Here is a 16318-nt window from a genome sequence, read left to right as displayed (position 1 = left end):
ATGGAACAAATTATGCCGTTTAAATTCTCAGTGATTTTCTTCAAATGAATCTAAAATATCATGAACATTGTTAGGCCCTACTTTAACTGAAATCTTTTTCTTTGTTCTGAGAGCAAATTCCACTTCTTTTTTTGCAAAATCTGGAACTTCATTAGAAGTGATTGTGACTATATTTTCTAGTTTTTTGAGATTTCTTTCTAATCCTATCTCTTTTGCGTCATCAAACAAATTTACATCCACTCCAGAAAGTGGGATTATTGGGATTTTCTTTTTCTCAAAGACAGATTTTAATGAATTATCAATAAAGTCTGAAGAAAAAACTAGTGGTGATAAAGCTAACGATATGCGACTGTATGGATACTGTAACATTATTTCTAGAATTGAGTTAACATAAATCAAATAATTTTTAATTCCTGTTGGTTTGATTTTTAATTCAAAGAACTCCAATTCTACATTGTCTTGTGCTAATCGCGGCAGAATTTGATTAATAATTTTTGCAAGATTCTGCAATTCTGATTTCTGTCTATAACAAATGATTATTTTAACATCGTTTCCTTGCTTAATTGTTTCAAAACATGAAACAGCTGATAATTCGTCATATATCGCACAAATTGTTTTCTGACTTTCTACATCATATGGAATCCCATTATTTCCTTTATCCGAAAAAATGCAGATATATGCATTATTTTTTGTCAAATACGAATACAATAATTTATCATGATTTTCATCAGTTCCAGGATGAGCTCCAAGATTTTGTTTTCTTTCTATAATGTTTGATGTCGCAGCAATTTCAACATCCTTAGTTAGAAATCCTTTTGACGTTCCTTCCACTTTAACTAGGAATCTTTCTCCCTTAAGCAGTAAATTACCGCCTACATCCGTAATCTCTGAAATAATTCCTTGAAAATCATTTTTTATTTGTCTTGCAATAGCGATTTTTTCTATTCCAAATAATAAATTTATGGCAGATGATGCAAATACAGGATCATTTGCATCAACTAAAATAATATTGTCATCACGTTTGACTGATTTGAATTGCTGATTTTTTATCTTAAGAATTTTTTTTATATTTGTAATTAATTGCGGAATTTTCTTTTTTGAAAAAATTGTCGGAAAAACTACCACATAAGATATTTCAGCCATATTTTCTAAATTAAAATATACTTGTTTATAATTTAGGATAAAATTTCGGGTAATCAATATAAAACAAATACTTTATTGAAAAATGTGAAACAATTCACACAAGAGCAAGTAGATGAACTAAACTCCAAAATTAACACGACTGAAAAAGCACTTCAATGGGTATCTGATAACCTTCACCCAAAAGTTGCAAAGGCATCTAGTTTTGGCGCAGAAGATGCAGTAGTAATGGACATTATGCTAAAAATTAATCCTAAATTTCGTTTCTTTACACTAGATACTGGCAGACTTCCACAAGAAACCTATGATATAATAGACATTGTCAGTAAAAAATACGATATTTCAATTGAAGTCTTGTTTCCTGATACAAAGGAAGTAGAAGATATGGTTAAAGAAAAAGGAATGAATCTATTCTATGAAAGCATAGAAAATAGAAAACTGTGTTGTGAAATTCGTAAAGTTCATCCAATGAACAAAATGCTGAAAACTTTGGATGGATGGATAACAGGATTGAGACGTGAGCAGACAAAAAATAGGGAAAATGTAACCATGTTTCAACTTGATCACGGACATGGTGGAATTCTAAAAATTAATCCAATTATTAATTGGACTTGGGAACAAATCCAAGAGTATATCAAAAAGAATGATCTCCCATACAACAGTCTTCTTGACAAAGGGTATCCAAGTATTGGCTGTGAACCGTGTACTAGGGCAGTAAAACCTGGAGAAGATATTCGTGCAGGAAGATGGTGGTGGGAGCAAGGAGGAAACAAAGAGTGTGGCCTTCATATAGACCCTGAATAGAGAAATAACATGTCAGAAGGCAACTCGATTAAACCACATGGTGGAATACTGGTTAACAGAATTGCTAAAGTTGATCCTACTGGACTATTTTCAATAACAATCACAGAAGATCTTGCAAATGATGTTGAAAACATTGCTGATGGAATATTTAGTCCACTTGAGGGATTTTTAGGAAAACAAGACTTTGAAAGTGTTGTTTCTAGAGGAAGATTGGCAAACGATTTAGCTTGGACCATACCAATAGTTCTAGATGTTGATGAGCAAACTGCTTCTAAAATGAAAGAATCAGGGGATGTATTATTAAAAAACCCCGATGGAGTTGGAGTTGCAGTTTTACATGTAGATGAAACATATTCTTTTGATAAGGAAAAATTTGTGCAAGGAGTATACGGTACAAATGATAACTCACATCCGGGCGTTGCAAAGACAATGTCAATGCAAGACTATTTGGTTGGCGGTAAGATTGATTATATTCAAAGACCTAATAATACTGAAATTCGAGAAAATAGATTAACACCAAAACAGACACGAGAAGCCTTTGCAAAGGCAGGATGGAAGACAATTTGTGCATTTCAAACCAGAAATCCTCCACATGTAGCACATGAAATGCTACAAAAAACATCAATTACTACACGGGATGGCGTCTTTGTAAATCCAATTATTGGAAAGAAAAAATCAGGCGATTTTGTTGATGAAGTTATTGTAAAATGCTATGAGACCATGATAAAGTTGTACTATCCAGAAAACAGATGTATTTTAGGAACTTTACACACTGAGATGAAATATGCAGGTCCAAAAGAAGCAATTCATCATGCAATAATGAGGCAAAACTATGGCTGCACACACATCATTATTGGACGAGATCATGCGGGTGTAGGAACATTTTATGATCCATTTGCCGCACAAAAAATCTTCACTGATTATCCAGAATTAGAAATTGCTCCCGTATTTTTTCCACCATTCTTCTATTGTAGAAAATGTCTAACATATACAACTCCAAAAGCATGTCCACATGGTGATGATGATAAAGAGCAAATTAGTGGAACCAAATTAAGAGAAATGATTCAAAACGGTCAAGCACCTTCTGAATTTATTCTAAGACCCGAAGTTGCTAAAGTTATTTTAGATCATCCTAAACCTTTTGTTGATTAGATTTTTATTCAATCAAATTTGTTCTAGCTTGTGAAATATATTTTTCTTGTTCTGTCTTTAGGATTTTTTTTCACTCCTGCTTTTGCTCAAGAGCTAACTAATCCGTCATTAATCATAAATACAATAGAGATCCCCGCAGGTGAATTTAACACAATTCTGCGAGATGCGCCAGTTATAATGCTTGATGACATACATGCTGTTAGCTGGCAAGTAACAATCGATAACAATCTACTTTATGCAAATCCTAATGGAAATGCTGTTCTGAGACTATATGATAAAGAGACTCCTGATGAGTTTATTGAAGTCGGGATGGGCTCACAACCTGATCACAAGTTTTGGGTTGCAGTTCAAACTCCAAAAGAAGGATACGTTGTTGTACATAAAGATCTAGATAGAGGTTGGTATCCACAAGCAAAATCTATCGTATCATTTACTGATAGAGCTGGATTGACTGTCAATAATGGCGCAAGAATTGTAGTTACCAATCTGGATATTGGTACATTTGTAATTGATTCGTATTCAGTTTATGGAATGGAAGATTCAACCGATCCTCCAGCGATCAATTCTGGAGTAATGATCATAGAATTTCTATCAGGCGATCCTACAAAGAATACATTTGCAATGTTGCCTTTTTACATGGCAGCAGCAATTGGGATAATAGTTGGTACATTATTTCTAACTAAGAAACGTTCTTAGATTTGTAATACTTGCACATTTTTTTAATCTTGCATACATCACACATTGGAGAAATTGGTTTACAGATATTTTGACCATACATTACAAATGTATCATTAATGTCTATCCAGTATTTTTTTTGAATTTTCTTCATTAGTTCCTGCTCTGTCTCCTCTGGATTTCTAGTATCCACCAGTCCCAATCTATTTGATATTCTATGAACATGAATGTCAACTGGAATTGCGGGCTTTTCAAATGCATATACTAGAACACAATTTGCAGTCTTTCTTCCAACTCCTGGTAGCTGCACTAGAGTGTCTAGATTATCTGGAACTTTTCCTTTGTATTTTTTATCAATAATTTTTGCAACTTCTATGATTCTTCTTGATTTTACATGATAGAATCCAATTGATTTTATTATTTTCTCTACGTCCTTTATTTTCGCCTTTGCGAGTTCTTTTGGATTTTTGTACTTTGAGAATAATGCTTTTACGGCCTTTGTTGTAGCTTCATCTTTGGTTCTAGCTGAAAGTATTGTTCCAATTAGAATGCTAAATGGACCAGTTTCTGCATCATGAAGATCTTGTAATGCTGTAATTCTTGGTGGCTTTACAGAATTCATTGTATCAGTCATTCCACGAAGAATTTTTTCCATTTTCAACGAAAATCTACGTACAAGTATTATAACTGTAATAACAAATTATCTCGTTGGAATTAACTAGAGAAGAAGAATCTGCATTAAAAGGTGAGCAAGGGGAAATCATGCAGATGGCATATAGAATTTTAGTTGCAACAGGAGAGGCAACAGATGCAGAAAAATTAATTCCAATAGAATGGGCACATCTTTCAGGCGTAAATTATAATACAATTGGGGATGCCGGAGAAGAATTTCTGTCAAGTATTAGCAAAGACGCACGAGTCACTGTAAAAACTACCCTTAATCCAATGGGATTTGATATTGACAATGTAACAAACTATGGATTAGACGAAAATTTTATCTTAAAGCAACTATCAATTAGAAAATCATATGAGACAATGGGTGTAATCCCTTCATTCTCGTGCATCCCTTATGAAATTTTTGAGATTCCAAAAGATGGGACTCAAGTAGCATTTGCAGAAAGTAATGCAGCAATTCATGCAAACTCTTATGATAATCTCAAAACAAACAAAGAAAGTGCATTTAGTGCATTAGCTAGTGCGATAGTTGGAAAAAGTCCTTATTCTTCAATAAGAAAAGACGATACTCCAAATATTACAATTAACATGAAGATAAAAAACCCAAACGAACTGACATATGGAATGCTGGGATTCTTTGCAGGAAAAGTTGGAGATACATCTGTAAATATTTCAGGACTTGCTGAAATGGACAAAAGACAATGCAAAGCAATGTGTGGTGGAATGGGTACATCAGGAACTTGTGCTAAATTCATTTTCGGTGATGGTGATTCTGATTGTGAAAAAATAGATTTTGATGAAAAAGAGATGCAAAATGTCCATGATGAACTAAACACTGCTGAAAAAGGTGATATGATTACACTTGGCAGCCCTCAATTGGGATTGGATGAAATTTCTGATCTTACAAATATGCTAAAGGGAAGATCTTTTCAAAAGAGATGCATGGTTTTTTGTCCTAGGACTGTAAAAGAACAAGCAAGAAAAATTGGATACACAACAGAACTTGAGCGTGCTGGGTGTGAAATTCTCTCTGATTGTTGTACATGTTTGACTCCGTTGATTAACAAAGATAATGTTGATTCTGTTACGACAAATAGTATCAAAGGTGCATTTTATCTTAAAAACTCCAACGGCGTAGATGTAAATCTGAAACCCTTATCACAAATAATTCAAGATGAAACAAGATGAAAGTTCTAGTTGCAGGAAAAGTAGAAGGGACTGTTTTAAAATCTGAAAATCCAATTAATTTCCTAGGAACAGTGGATAAAAAGACTGGAATAATCAGTGATAACAACCATGATTTGTTTGGCAAATCAATTAAAGATATAATTCTTGTATTTCCATCGGGAGTGGGTAGTAGTGTTGGTGCCTATACTATTTATTCAGTAAAATCAAACAGATCTGCCCCCATTGCAATGATTTGTAAAAGGGCAGATCTCACAGTAGCTACTGGATGTGCACTGGCAAATATTCCATTAATAACAATTTCAGATAAAGAATTTGATTCTATTCAAGATGGAATGAGAATATCTCTAGATACTGATTCTTCTAATCCAATTCAGAATCAGTAAATTTTTCTATATCTAGATCTCCAATACTGATTTCCTTTATCTGACTTTTACCAGAGGGTAAAACACGAACAAACTCATCAAGATTGATTTTCTTTGCAATGTCTTCATGCATTTTCAAAAACTCTATTCGAATTTTCTTTGCAACATCCACTAATTCCAATCCATGTGGTTCAATTATTGCGTAACAAATAGATTTTTTTTTGATTGGATCTGGAGGACCACACGTTAACACATAATCATCATCTTGAGGAATAATCCCTACAGCTAACTTGAGAGTATCTGATTTGATAAAATTTCTCTGCCCTTCTATTGTAAAGGAACCTTTTGGAAGAAACTCTCCGCTTGGGGCAGATTTTTTTACTTGTTCTGGATTTACCCAAAAGGCACTTACACCATACATTCCTTCTTTCCAAGCACGACTAAAACATACAGTGGCATGAGCAACTTCATTCATACTTCTATCTGGAGCATTTTGTGCTTCTTTGAGAATAAAAAACGGAGAACCAAAAATATCCCCATGAAATATCTTATCGTTTTTTACCAAATGTTTTCTAACTACTGCAGAATTTGATGCCGCATCTCTTCCACCAATAGCAAGTAAACCATCAGATGTAAAGAACCATCTGTACCTTTCATACCAATTTTTTTTTCTAATTTCTGAAATTACAGTGATATCTTTTTCAGATTCTGTTTTGTTTTGTAATTTTTCCAATTTTTTCATTGTCCGTTCTTTGATTTCCTGGATTGATTTGATTGCACTTGATTGTTTTTTGGCTTCATTAAACAATACAGATGCAATAGATTGAAGGGGAGCTTTGGTGTTGATCTTTATTTTTTCATCCTGAATTACAATTAATGGAATTCCTTTTTCAGTAATTAATTTTGCATTATTATTAGCTAAAATCTCATGAGCAGAATTGTCTTCAATTGATACAATTCCATGTGAAACCATTTCAAAAAGGGAATTTGCTACATTTGTAATGTTTTTTGATCTTTCTTTTACTGTCTCAATTGCTTTTTCTTGCTCTGAAATCTGAGTTTCCAGTTCTTTTATTTTTTTATCAGATCCGCTTGACTGAATTGATTTTCCTTTCTCAACAATGTTTTCAGTAAAAACAGTATCTAATCCCTCTATGAAACTATTTGCCTCAATTACCTCGCCTTCCATTTTTCCTAATCTTACTGGAAGGACTTCTGCTTTTCCATTTCTTACAATAATTGGATCATGATTTCCTGATACAATATCTGAAACAATTTTTTTTGTTGTATCAAAAATTCTCTTTATCTCTTCAGCAGTCAACAGATTGCCAATTTTTTTACCATCAACATTTGAAATCTCAAAAATTCCTTCAACGTATTTTTTTGGCAAACCCAAAGTTCTACCAAACCATTTTGCACAAACTAAATCAGTAGTTTTAAGATCTTCAAAGTCTGATTCGGATATGTTGAAAATATCTATTCCACTAGTAGGTGGTTGTACATAATCTAATCCTACACTGAGTTTTCTATGTCTGACTTCTATTGAATGCTGCAATGCTAAAATCTTCATATCACTATTGCAGAGCAAAATATTTCCGTCTCCAAAAAATTCCCCTACTAGAACAAACTCTTTTCCAAATCCTTCAAATGTAAAATATGCAATTCTTTCTGCACCTATTTGTTCTATTTTTTTTAATTTCAATCGAAGTAGATCACTTCGTAATCTTTTGAGTAATCTGTTTGGTTCCATTTGATCAATTTTTACTTTGGTCAGCCACACTCCTGAAGTTGAAATCATCATGAAAAGATCACTTTTTTCAGTATGATGAAGCTTGAAGAGAATGCTGTCCTTTGTAATTCCGTAAATGTTGCTAATGTAATAATCCTGAACTTGTTCTGAAATCTGATTTACTAAATACCGTAGTTCTATGCCCGATAATGTCATGGTTATTGTGTTTTATATCTAAAATTATACCCTTGCTATACTATTCCTTTGACCAAAGATATTAAACATGGTTTACCTGAGTCACGCTAGAAATTTACTTTGGCAAAATTCAAAAAGAAAAAATCTGAACCTACTTCAGGACCTGAAGATTCTAAAAAAGAATCTAGTGAGAATCCAGTTGATATTCCTGAAACGGAGAAATCTGAGCCTACGTCAGAGAATCCGTCATCTGAACCACCAGTCAGTGTAGCTGAGAAAAGTGAGAAAGATAGAAAACTAAACAAACTATTTTGGATGCGTGTCGCATTGGCAGTAATAGCAGGAACTGCTGCAACTTTTATCTTTGAAGATATAGAAGGTGAGGACAGAAGATGGGCATCAATTGCGTTTATGATTATGGTATTTTTTGGAACAATTATAGTTGCAAAGGGAATGAAAATGCAATTACCATCTTCAGATAGAAAGAAAATTGTCACACAAGCAATTGGCAGCTATGTTTTCTTGTACTTGTTTACATGGATTGTAACATACACGCTAGTCCACGCAGGAAGTATTTCAAGCGGAATTAACATCTAAATAAATGAAGATTGTATATGTGGAATTACAAAACGCCTGGAATTCCTGATGAATATTTTGAGAGAACAGAAAACGTTCCAATCACAAAAGAAGAAGTAAGAACTATACAAATCAGCAAAGCTAGATTAAAACCAGGCCAAACAATTTATGATATCGGATGCGGAAGCGGTTCTATATCTGTTGAAGCTGGCTTTCAAATAGAACAGACAGGTAAGGTGTTGGCAATTGATCATGATGAGAATGCAATAGAACTAACAAAAAAAAATATGAAAAAATTTGGATTATCAAACATTTCAGTAATATTTGGAGATGCCAAAGAAAAGATAAAAGATCTTGAAGAAGCTGATGTAATATTTATCGGAGGTACCGGAGGCGATACCCGGGATATAGTTGAACTTTCTGAGAGCAAGCTAAAATCAGGTGGCAGAATTGTAATTGGTATTATTCTAATTGAGACACTCTATTCCGTACTGCAAGTATTGGATAAATTACAGTTTGAGTCAATTGATATCACCCAAGTAACCATATCCAAGAGTCGAAAGACTAGTACCGGAACTATGATGCTTGCAAGAAATCCTGTCACCATAATTTCTGCTACCAGAGTGTAATCTAGATTTTTAATTGGGAGAAAAGTGATTCCTTTCATGCCTGGATTAATTGGAATTGGTGTTGGTCCTGGGGATCCAGAATTACTTACAGTCAAGGCAGTAAATGCAATAAACAATGCTGACATCATCATGTGTCCAGCTTCAAAAGAGGACAGACCCAGCATTGCGTTGTCAGTTGTTTCATCATTAATTGATAAATCAAAAAATCAAAAAATTGTAAAACTAATCTTTCCAATGACTAAAGACAAAGATATCCTAGAGCAGACATGGAAAAAAAATGCAAAGATAATGGCTGAAACTGTTTTGTCAGGAAAAAATGTGGTGTATCTTACAGTAGGTGATCCATATTTGTACAGCACTTGGATATACATGCACAAGGATCTCAAAGAAAATTATCCAGACATGGAGATTAGTGTGATTCCTGGAATTGTTTCCATGTTTACATTTGCATCAAAGGTTGGTGTAAGTATTGCTGAAGGTGCAGAAAAAGTTGCAATCATTCCATCATGCTATGATCTGTCAAGTGTAAAAGAAATTGCAAAAAATTCTGAGACTATGGTGTTTTTAAAAGACGGAAGATACTTTGATCAGGTGATCCAAGTTCTAAAGGAATCTGGATTTCCTGATAACTCTATTTTTGCAATAGGGCAAGATCTTGGAACAGACCATGAAATTATTCGGAAACTTACTTTGGGTGAAGTAAATGATGATACATTAACTACAAAATATTTCTCAATCTTGGTGGTAAAACGTGTCTGATGTATTCTTTGTAGGCTGTGGTCCAGGTGATCCTGAACTAATTACAATAAAGGCAAAAAAACTAATTCAAAAAGCAGACATCGTAGTTTACTCTGGCTCTTTAATTCCTGAACCGATCTTGAAGCTTTGTAAAAGGGGAAAGCTTTTTGATGCTGCAAAACTGGTGAGAGAGGAAATTTTTGACTTACTGTACAAGAATGCAAAAAAAGACAAACTTGTTGTCAGATTGCATGATGGTGATCCTTCAATTTATGGTGCAATAAAAGAGCAGATTGACAATCTTGAGAAAAATGGAATAAAGTCTGTGGTTGTTCCTGGCGTAACTGCATTTTTAGCCTCAGCTGCGGCCCTTGGAACTCAACTGACACTTCCCGGTGTTACTCAGACAATCATAGTTACCAGGGCAGAATCCAGAACCAAAGTACCCAAACGTGAAAGCATTTCTGAACTTGCAAAACACAAAGCTACGCTGATCTTTTATCTTAGTGTTCATCTGCTTTCTAAACTAGTCAAAGAAGCAATTGAAGGTGGATACAAAAAAACTACGCCTGTTGCAGTAGTGTACAGAGCAAGCTGGGAAGATCAAAAGATTGTCAAGGGAACATTGGAAGATATTGCAAAAAAAGTTAAAGATGAAAAAATTACTCGAACTGCAATTGTAATAATTAGTGATGTAATTGATCCTGAATCATACGAGTATTCAAAACTGTATGACAAAGACTTTAGCCATGGCTATAGAAAGAAAAAATAAAGAAAAATAAAAACAGATTTAGATGTCTAAGATACTGCGTCTGAACCATCAATTGTGATATCCCAGTTAACAGTTAACTGATCACCTGGATTCATGGTTACTGATGATGGGAAGTTCTTCAATGCGAATACTCCTCTATCTGCACCCAGAGCTGTTTGATTAAACAAACCTGCTGCATTAATTATGTTTCCAGTTTGGGTTGCACTTGCAGAATATGTGAATTGATTAGATATTCTTTGTACTGCAGGATCAGAGTCGGCAGTTGAATTTGTGAATGTACCGACAGTACCTGTTACTGCATTTAATCCATCACCAACTGTGATTTCAGCTGGAAGCACTGTGTTTGCAGTTGTAGCTGCTAATGCTGAACCGTTACTGATACCAATAACTGTGTATTTTCCTAGACCAGATGCGGTCGCAGCAGTACAACCACTGTTTGCTCCAAATAGTAACATTGCAGTACAGTTTCGTCCATCATTTACAATTGCATTATCTGTTTGCTGATAAGAAAGAATATTTCCTTCACTATCAGTGTGTATGACTTCGATATGTCCTAGTATACTTGAACCTTCTGAATATGAAGATGCAGTATTACTTTGCAAATCAAATATACCGTCTGAAAAGTTTAATCCAACCATTCCGACTGCAAATGTGATTGCGGCTAACATACCAATGCCTGTTGCGTTTTTCATTGAAATCTTGTAGATAAATTAACTTATAGGCATTCTGGTAAATTTTTCTGAATATTAGCTCCAAAATGGATCATTTTGGAAATAATTATCCTCCTGAAACTCCTACAGATTCCTCTAACCCTATTGTAAATTGTTTAGGCTCAGTTTTAACATCGTCACTGGAAACTTCATTGACAAATTCATCCATTGATTCTTTATCATTGCTATCTGAACTAACACCTAAAACTGATAGCGCACCAATCCCAATAACTACTACAATAATCCCAATAATTATTACTTTATTCATAATTTTTTAATCCACATCTAGTATAAAAAGACTGAAATAAATTTTTCTATAGGTGAATAAATAAACAAATCCAATGAAAAATAAATTAAAAACTCTTAATGTCTTATTCATAATTTTGTTTTCTTCTATTCTTTTTGAGAGTGTGTATGCTGAAGATCCTATCTTGATTTCTATATCATCTGATTTAGATCAAGTAATTTTTGATGGAAAATGGACCCATGTGTATGAATGGAAACAATCTAGCTATAACAGACTTGTATTTGATGATGGAAATGAAATTCACTTGAGAACAGGTCATCAAGATAATTTTATTTATGTTCATATTAATTTTGCAAGTGATACAAATATTGAGAAAGGATCTGATAGTGCAATTATTTGTTTTGACACTAAAAATGATAAAACCATGATTCCACAATCTGATGATTATTGTTTTTCCACAACACTAGATACAAAAAATTCATTCACCTACAGAGGAAATAATAATCCTTCAATTGATGATAGTTTTGATATAATTCCCAATGACAAAAATTTTGTTGGAGTGGGTACTACATCTGATAAATATGACAGATATAGCAAAGTTCCCCATACAAGCTATGAATTTAGAATTCCATTAGATGTGTTGGGACGTTCAGACAATTATGGTTTTTATGTTTCTGTATATGATGGAGATTCCCAAAATCATTATTCATGGCCATATGAAATAAAAAATCAAACTTCTTTTTCTAGTCCAAATCAGTGGGGTGATTTAGTATCTCCTGATAAATCACTTCCAGAATTTAATCTCCTAGTTATGTTCTCTTTGATATTCTCACTAATGGCAGTGTCAATCATTATTACAAAACTTAACGTGTTTAAGATCAATACCTTTAGGTATTAAAAAATTATAATATCAATTTCAAAAATTCAGTGCCTGAAATCTAATATTTTTAATTAAAAATTAATAACTACTAATTTTTCCATTTAATCAAATGGCTCTTGAAACTAGGACTGCAAACAAGCCTCAAGTTTCAATAATTATTCCAACCTATAACGAATCACAAAATATCCTAAATGTCTTAAAATCTATTGGAGATATTATTCCAAAAAATATTTTTACAGAAGCAATTGTTGTTGATGATAATTCTCCTGATGGAACAGGCAAAATTGTAGAAGATTATTTGAAAAATGTCAAAAAAATTGCTGGATACACAGTAAATGTCATTCATAGAACAGCAAAAAATGGGTTGAGTTCAGCTATCCTTAGTGGAATACAACGAGCAACTGGTGATACAATTGTTGTAATGGATAGTGATCTCTCTCACCCTCCACAAATAATTCCTAAAATGATTGAAACACTAAGGCATTATCAATGCGATATGGTGGTTGCATCTCGATATATTACTGGCGGTAAAATTAACGGATGGAACAAAAAACGAAAGTTGTTAAGTAAAATTGCAACGATGATTGCAAAAAAAGGTCTTGGGGTTAAAACAAATGATCCAATGTCCGGGTTTTTTGCATTTAGAAAAGGTATTTTGAAAGGATTGAATTTTGACGCAATTGGTTACAAAATACTCTTAGAAATTCTCGTTAAGAAAAGAGGACTTGATATCAAAGAAATACCATATACATTTCAAAACAGAACATTAGGTTCAAGCAAATTAGATTTTTCTATAATAGTTGATTATGTTAAATCTGTTTGGAAACTATACCGTTCAGGTAAACCAGAAGAAAATAATGAAAAAAGAAAATCTGTAAAATTCTTCTCTAAGGCAGGAAGATTTTATACCATTGGGGCAACAGGTTTTGCAATAAATTATATCATTTCATTGATGTTCTCTGGTGGACTAACAGAGATTTGGTATCTACATGCAAATATTTTGGGAATTATAACGTCAATGACATCAAATTTTATTTTGAACAAGTGGTGGACATTTGGTGATAGAGATTTTTCTTTTAATAAAACAATTTCACAGTTTTCAAAATTCATCATGTTCAGTTCATTTGGCGCATTAATACAACTTGGTGTTGTGTTTTCATTGGTTGATAATTATGATTGGATGTATACAACTGCATTGGGTGTTGGAGTATTAACTGGAGCTTTTAGTAATTTCATTTTGAATAAAAAATGGACATTTAAAGATAAACTATGGTAATTAATTTCAAAATAATCTTCATTGGGATAGTTGTAGCTTTCATCACATTAGTGATTTTTACACAATATCAAACAGAAATTTCTATAGAAGAATCTAACATTCATGGTATTGAATTTTTTAATTTCAATATTGATTTTAAAGATTTTGATATGGTTGAATTGCCTATTGATTCCATTTTTATAATTAAAGCAATCAAAGACGATTATATTCTTGATAAAAATACTTACAGATATCTTAAACTCGCTTTTGAATTGGATGATGAAAACTTATCATTATACGATGAATTATCCAACACTGATGAAAAAACAGTAGTTATATTTCCAATTTTTACTTCTTCTGCATATAATTCTCCTGGATTTTATGATTATTATTCTGACAGATGTGATGTATCGTGTCTTACTGTCCCAATAAAATTAATTTTACGTACAGAAATGGGTGGCAATGGTGCACAGATTCTAAAACTTCTAAATTATAAATTTCTAAGTGATATCGATGTTGATAAAAATCCTGAAATTTTAAACAATTTTGATAAAGTTATTCTATTACATAATGAATATGTTACAAAGAAAGAATTTGATGCTATCACTTCACATCCAAATGTAATCTATCTATATCCTAATGCATTATATGCTGAAATAGAAGTAAATTATGACCAAAATACTGCTACTTTGATCAGAGGTCATGGATATCCAGAAAAGCACATTGATAACGGGTTTGACTGGGTTTTTGATAACACTCGTCCATATGAATTTGATAGAGATTGTGATAATTGGGAATTTTATGAAATTGAGAATGGTAAAATGCTAAATTGTTTTCCTGAAGAACAACTCTATGAAGATGCCTCATTATTAAAGGCCCTCAAAGAAATCTAGAAAATTAAAAATAAGAAACGTTCGTCTTTTCTACTCTACTCAAACGTTGTTGTAGAGCTTTGAGACGAAAGTCCGGTGGAAGTTGGTACAGATGGGAATCTATCACCAATCTGTTGCTCAGCTACTGCAGATGCTTCCTGTAGAATCTTTTCAGTTTCTTCATTTGAAGCGGCAGACTCCATGCTAAACGAGTCTCCTGCAAGTGAATCCATCATGAGTCCATTAAGTGTCTGTGTCATGCTATTCAATTCTGAATCAGCTTCTGGCATGAATCTTCCAAGTGATGACTTCAATCCCTTCATTGTAGACATCGCTGGTCCAATTGCTACCATTGCATCACCAAGATCGTGAATAGTTGTCAGTCTTAGTTGGACTTGTTCTAATGACATTCTTGCATTGCCGAGCATCTTTGTAACTTTACGAATTTCAGCTAATTCGTTGGACAAAACTCTACTTGTGCTAGTATCATGTTGTTGCATTGCGGTTACCACACGTTGAAAGAGTTGCGCATCTCTTTCATGCAGCTTTCCTAACATAGAATCCATTTTTGATATTTGGACCTGTAGTTTATTCACTGCAGTTTGAATTCGTGGTTTTAATGCACCTTGAGGCTTTACTGCTTCACGGAGTTTGCCAGTTACGCTTTGGGTCTCTTGATGAGCCCAAGTTTTATCGAAGTTTGGCATTATGAATGATGATTTACAAATTTAGTCTTAATCGACAGTGTAAATTTAGATCAGTTTTAGATTAAATTTAGCTAACAAAATCTAAATCATATTCAAAATATTATTCCTCAATGGTAAAAATTGCTGTATTTGATTCTGGTTTAGGTTCATTATCTGTCATAAAACCTATTCAAAAACAAATGAAATGCGACATAATTTACTTTGCTGACACAAAAAACTTTCCTTATGGAAAAAAATCTATTAAAGAATTAAAAAGCATTACATTAAAAACAATTTCAACAATTCAAAATTCTTTTGCGCCAAAATTAATTGTTATTGGTTCAAACACTCTATCACTCACATTAGATTCACATTCAAATAATATTTTTACTGTATTGCCTCCAATAAATGAAGCAAAAGCAATTTCAAAATCTAAATCTATTGCAATATTGGCAACAGAATCAATTGTAAAAAGCAAACTACTTGATAATTATATCAAAAGTTTTAAAATAAATAACATCCAAATTACTAAAATAAATGCATCTGCATTAGTTGAATTGGTAGAATCTGGCAAGTTTTATTCAAATCCTGAATTATGCAAGAACATGATTAAAAAAATTCTAAGTTTGCCATTCATTAAAAACAATGTGGATGTAGTTACCTTATCTAGCACCCACTTGCCATTTCTTTTGAAATTTTTTAAGAATATATTTCCTAACATTACTTTTCTTGATCCTGCTAAGTCATTAGCTATTAATTTAAAACAACATGTTGATCCTAGCAAAAAAAGAAGTTCGCTACAAATTTTTACATCTGGAAGTATTAATTCACTTGGAAAAAAACTTAGTTATATGAATATTAATAATAAAATTTCAAAATTTTCAATTCAATAGATCATGTTGTATTATTTTCAATTCAATAGATCATGTTGTATTATTTTCAATTCAATAGATCATGTTGTATTATTTTCAATTCAATAGATCATGTTGTATTATTTTCAATTCAATAGATCATGTTGTATTATTTTCAATTC

The 16318-nt window shown here is 32.9% G+C and carries 19 protein-coding genes; 13 read left to right on the top strand and 6 right to left on the bottom strand.

Annotated features, from left to right (window positions below; all coding sequences use genetic code 11):
• Positions 1-27: 27 nt before the first annotated feature.
• Entirely contained in the window at positions 28-1143 is a 1116-nt protein-coding gene (locus tag K5783_RS07525; protein WP_297473448.1) for a thiamine biosynthesis protein, read from the bottom strand.
• Between the two features lie 84 nt (positions 1144-1227).
• Here K5783_RS07525 and K5783_RS07520 point away from each other — a divergent pair, with 84 nt between their 5' ends.
• Genes K5783_RS07520 through K5783_RS07510 form a run of 3 tightly spaced genes read left to right on the top strand, consistent with a single transcriptional unit; the run spans position 1228 to position 3792 of the window.
• Positions 1228-1944 carry a phosphoadenylyl-sulfate reductase gene (locus K5783_RS07520; protein ID WP_297473447.1) on the top strand — a complete coding sequence of 239 codons (717 nt, stop codon included), beginning with the start codon at positions 1228-1230 and terminating at the stop codon, positions 1942-1944.
• Positions 1945-1953: 9 nt separating this feature from the next.
• Positions 1954-3096 carry a sulfate adenylyltransferase gene (gene sat / locus K5783_RS07515; RefSeq protein ID WP_297473446.1) on the top strand — a complete coding sequence of 381 codons (1143 nt, stop codon included), beginning with the start codon at positions 1954-1956 and terminating at the stop codon, positions 3094-3096.
• Between the two features lie 30 nt (positions 3097-3126).
• Positions 3127-3792, top strand: coding sequence for a hypothetical protein (locus K5783_RS07510; protein WP_297473444.1), 666 nt, complete (start codon positions 3127-3129; stop codon positions 3790-3792).
• Here K5783_RS07510 and nth read toward each other — a convergent pair.
• Complete coding sequence (nth, locus tag K5783_RS07505; RefSeq protein WP_297473443.1) at positions 3776-4426, bottom strand: endonuclease III; 651 nt, start codon at positions 4424-4426, stop codon at positions 3776-3778. The genes K5783_RS07510 and nth overlap by 17 nt on opposite strands.
• Before the next feature lie 53 nt (positions 4427-4479).
• Between nth and K5783_RS07500 the strand changes: the two genes are divergently transcribed.
• Both K5783_RS07500 and K5783_RS07495 read left to right on the top strand, forming a co-directional pair.
• The gene (locus K5783_RS07500) at positions 4480-5634 is read left to right on the top strand and encodes an aconitase X catalytic domain-containing protein (RefSeq protein ID WP_297473442.1); all 1155 of its coding nucleotides are present in this window, start codon (positions 4480-4482) and stop codon (positions 5632-5634) included.
• Complete coding sequence (locus tag K5783_RS07495; RefSeq protein WP_297473440.1) at positions 5631-6017, top strand: DUF126 domain-containing protein; 387 nt, start codon at positions 5631-5633, stop codon at positions 6015-6017. The genes K5783_RS07500 and K5783_RS07495 overlap by 4 nt, the downstream gene beginning before the upstream one ends.
• Here the strand turns inward: K5783_RS07495 and rqcH are convergent.
• Complete coding sequence (gene rqcH, locus K5783_RS07490) at positions 5995-7941, bottom strand: ribosome rescue protein RqcH (RefSeq protein ID WP_297473439.1); 1947 nt, start codon at positions 7939-7941, stop codon at positions 5995-5997. The two genes, K5783_RS07495 and rqcH, sit on opposite strands and share 23 nt — an antisense overlap.
• A 99-nt stretch (positions 7942-8040) precedes the next feature.
• Between rqcH and K5783_RS07485 the strand changes: the two genes are divergently transcribed.
• From K5783_RS07485 to cobM, 4 genes are read left to right on the top strand one after another with little or no spacing between them, the layout of a single operon-like run.
• The gene (locus K5783_RS07485) at positions 8041-8517 is read left to right on the top strand and encodes a hypothetical protein (protein WP_297473437.1); all 477 of its coding nucleotides are present in this window, start codon (positions 8041-8043) and stop codon (positions 8515-8517) included.
• Between the two features lie 17 nt (positions 8518-8534).
• The gene (gene cbiT / locus K5783_RS07480) at positions 8535-9125 is read left to right on the top strand and encodes a precorrin-6Y C5,15-methyltransferase (decarboxylating) subunit CbiT (RefSeq protein ID WP_297473436.1); all 591 of its coding nucleotides are present in this window, start codon (positions 8535-8537) and stop codon (positions 9123-9125) included.
• Between the two features lie 36 nt (positions 9126-9161).
• Positions 9162-9884 carry a precorrin-2 C(20)-methyltransferase gene (gene cobI / locus K5783_RS07475; protein WP_297473435.1) on the top strand — a complete coding sequence of 241 codons (723 nt, stop codon included), beginning with the start codon at positions 9162-9164 and terminating at the stop codon, positions 9882-9884.
• A complete protein-coding gene (gene cobM / locus K5783_RS07470; RefSeq protein WP_297473432.1) occupies positions 9877-10635 on the top strand; it encodes a precorrin-4 C(11)-methyltransferase in 759 nt (252 codons plus the stop codon). The genes cobI and cobM overlap by 8 nt, the downstream gene beginning before the upstream one ends.
• A gap of 26 nt (positions 10636-10661) precedes the next feature.
• Here cobM and K5783_RS07465 read toward each other — a convergent pair whose 3' ends face one another.
• Positions 10662-11327, bottom strand: coding sequence for a hypothetical protein (locus tag K5783_RS07465; protein ID WP_297473430.1), 666 nt, complete (start codon positions 11325-11327; stop codon positions 10662-10664).
• Between the two features lie 85 nt (positions 11328-11412).
• Entirely contained in the window at positions 11413-11613 is a 201-nt protein-coding gene (locus K5783_RS07460) for a hypothetical protein (protein ID WP_297473428.1), read from the bottom strand.
• Between the two features lie 73 nt (positions 11614-11686).
• Here K5783_RS07460 and K5783_RS07455 point away from each other — a divergent pair, with 73 nt between their 5' ends.
• The 3 genes from K5783_RS07455 to K5783_RS07445 all read left to right on the top strand — a co-directional run bounded on the left by K5783_RS07455 (position 11687) and on the right by K5783_RS07445 (position 14620).
• Positions 11687-12490, top strand: coding sequence for a hypothetical protein (locus tag K5783_RS07455; protein ID WP_297473427.1), 804 nt, complete (start codon positions 11687-11689; stop codon positions 12488-12490).
• A 91-nt stretch (positions 12491-12581) separates the two neighbouring features.
• Entirely contained in the window at positions 12582-13748 is a 1167-nt protein-coding gene (locus K5783_RS07450; protein ID WP_297473425.1) for a glycosyltransferase family 2 protein, read from the top strand.
• Complete coding sequence (locus tag K5783_RS07445; protein ID WP_297473423.1) at positions 13742-14620, top strand: hypothetical protein; 879 nt, start codon at positions 13742-13744, stop codon at positions 14618-14620. Before K5783_RS07450 ends, K5783_RS07445 begins: the two co-directional genes overlap by 7 nt.
• A 35-nt stretch (positions 14621-14655) precedes the next feature.
• On the opposite strand, the gene K5783_RS07440 is transcribed toward K5783_RS07445, so the two are convergent.
• Complete coding sequence (locus K5783_RS07440) at positions 14656-15306, bottom strand: Snf7 family protein (RefSeq protein WP_109877641.1); 651 nt, start codon at positions 15304-15306, stop codon at positions 14656-14658.
• 110 nt (positions 15307-15416) lie between these two features.
• Between K5783_RS07440 and K5783_RS07435 the strand changes: the two genes are divergently transcribed.
• The gene (locus K5783_RS07435) at positions 15417-16178 is read left to right on the top strand and encodes a glutamate racemase (protein WP_297473420.1); all 762 of its coding nucleotides are present in this window, start codon (positions 15417-15419) and stop codon (positions 16176-16178) included.
• Positions 16179-16318: the final 140 nt, after the last annotated feature.

The organism is Nitrosopumilus sp. (assembly GCF_025699125.1).
Lineage (GTDB): Archaea > Thermoproteota > Nitrososphaeria > Nitrososphaerales > Nitrosopumilaceae > Nitrosopumilus.
This window is presented reverse-complemented; position numbering and strand designations above follow the sequence as displayed.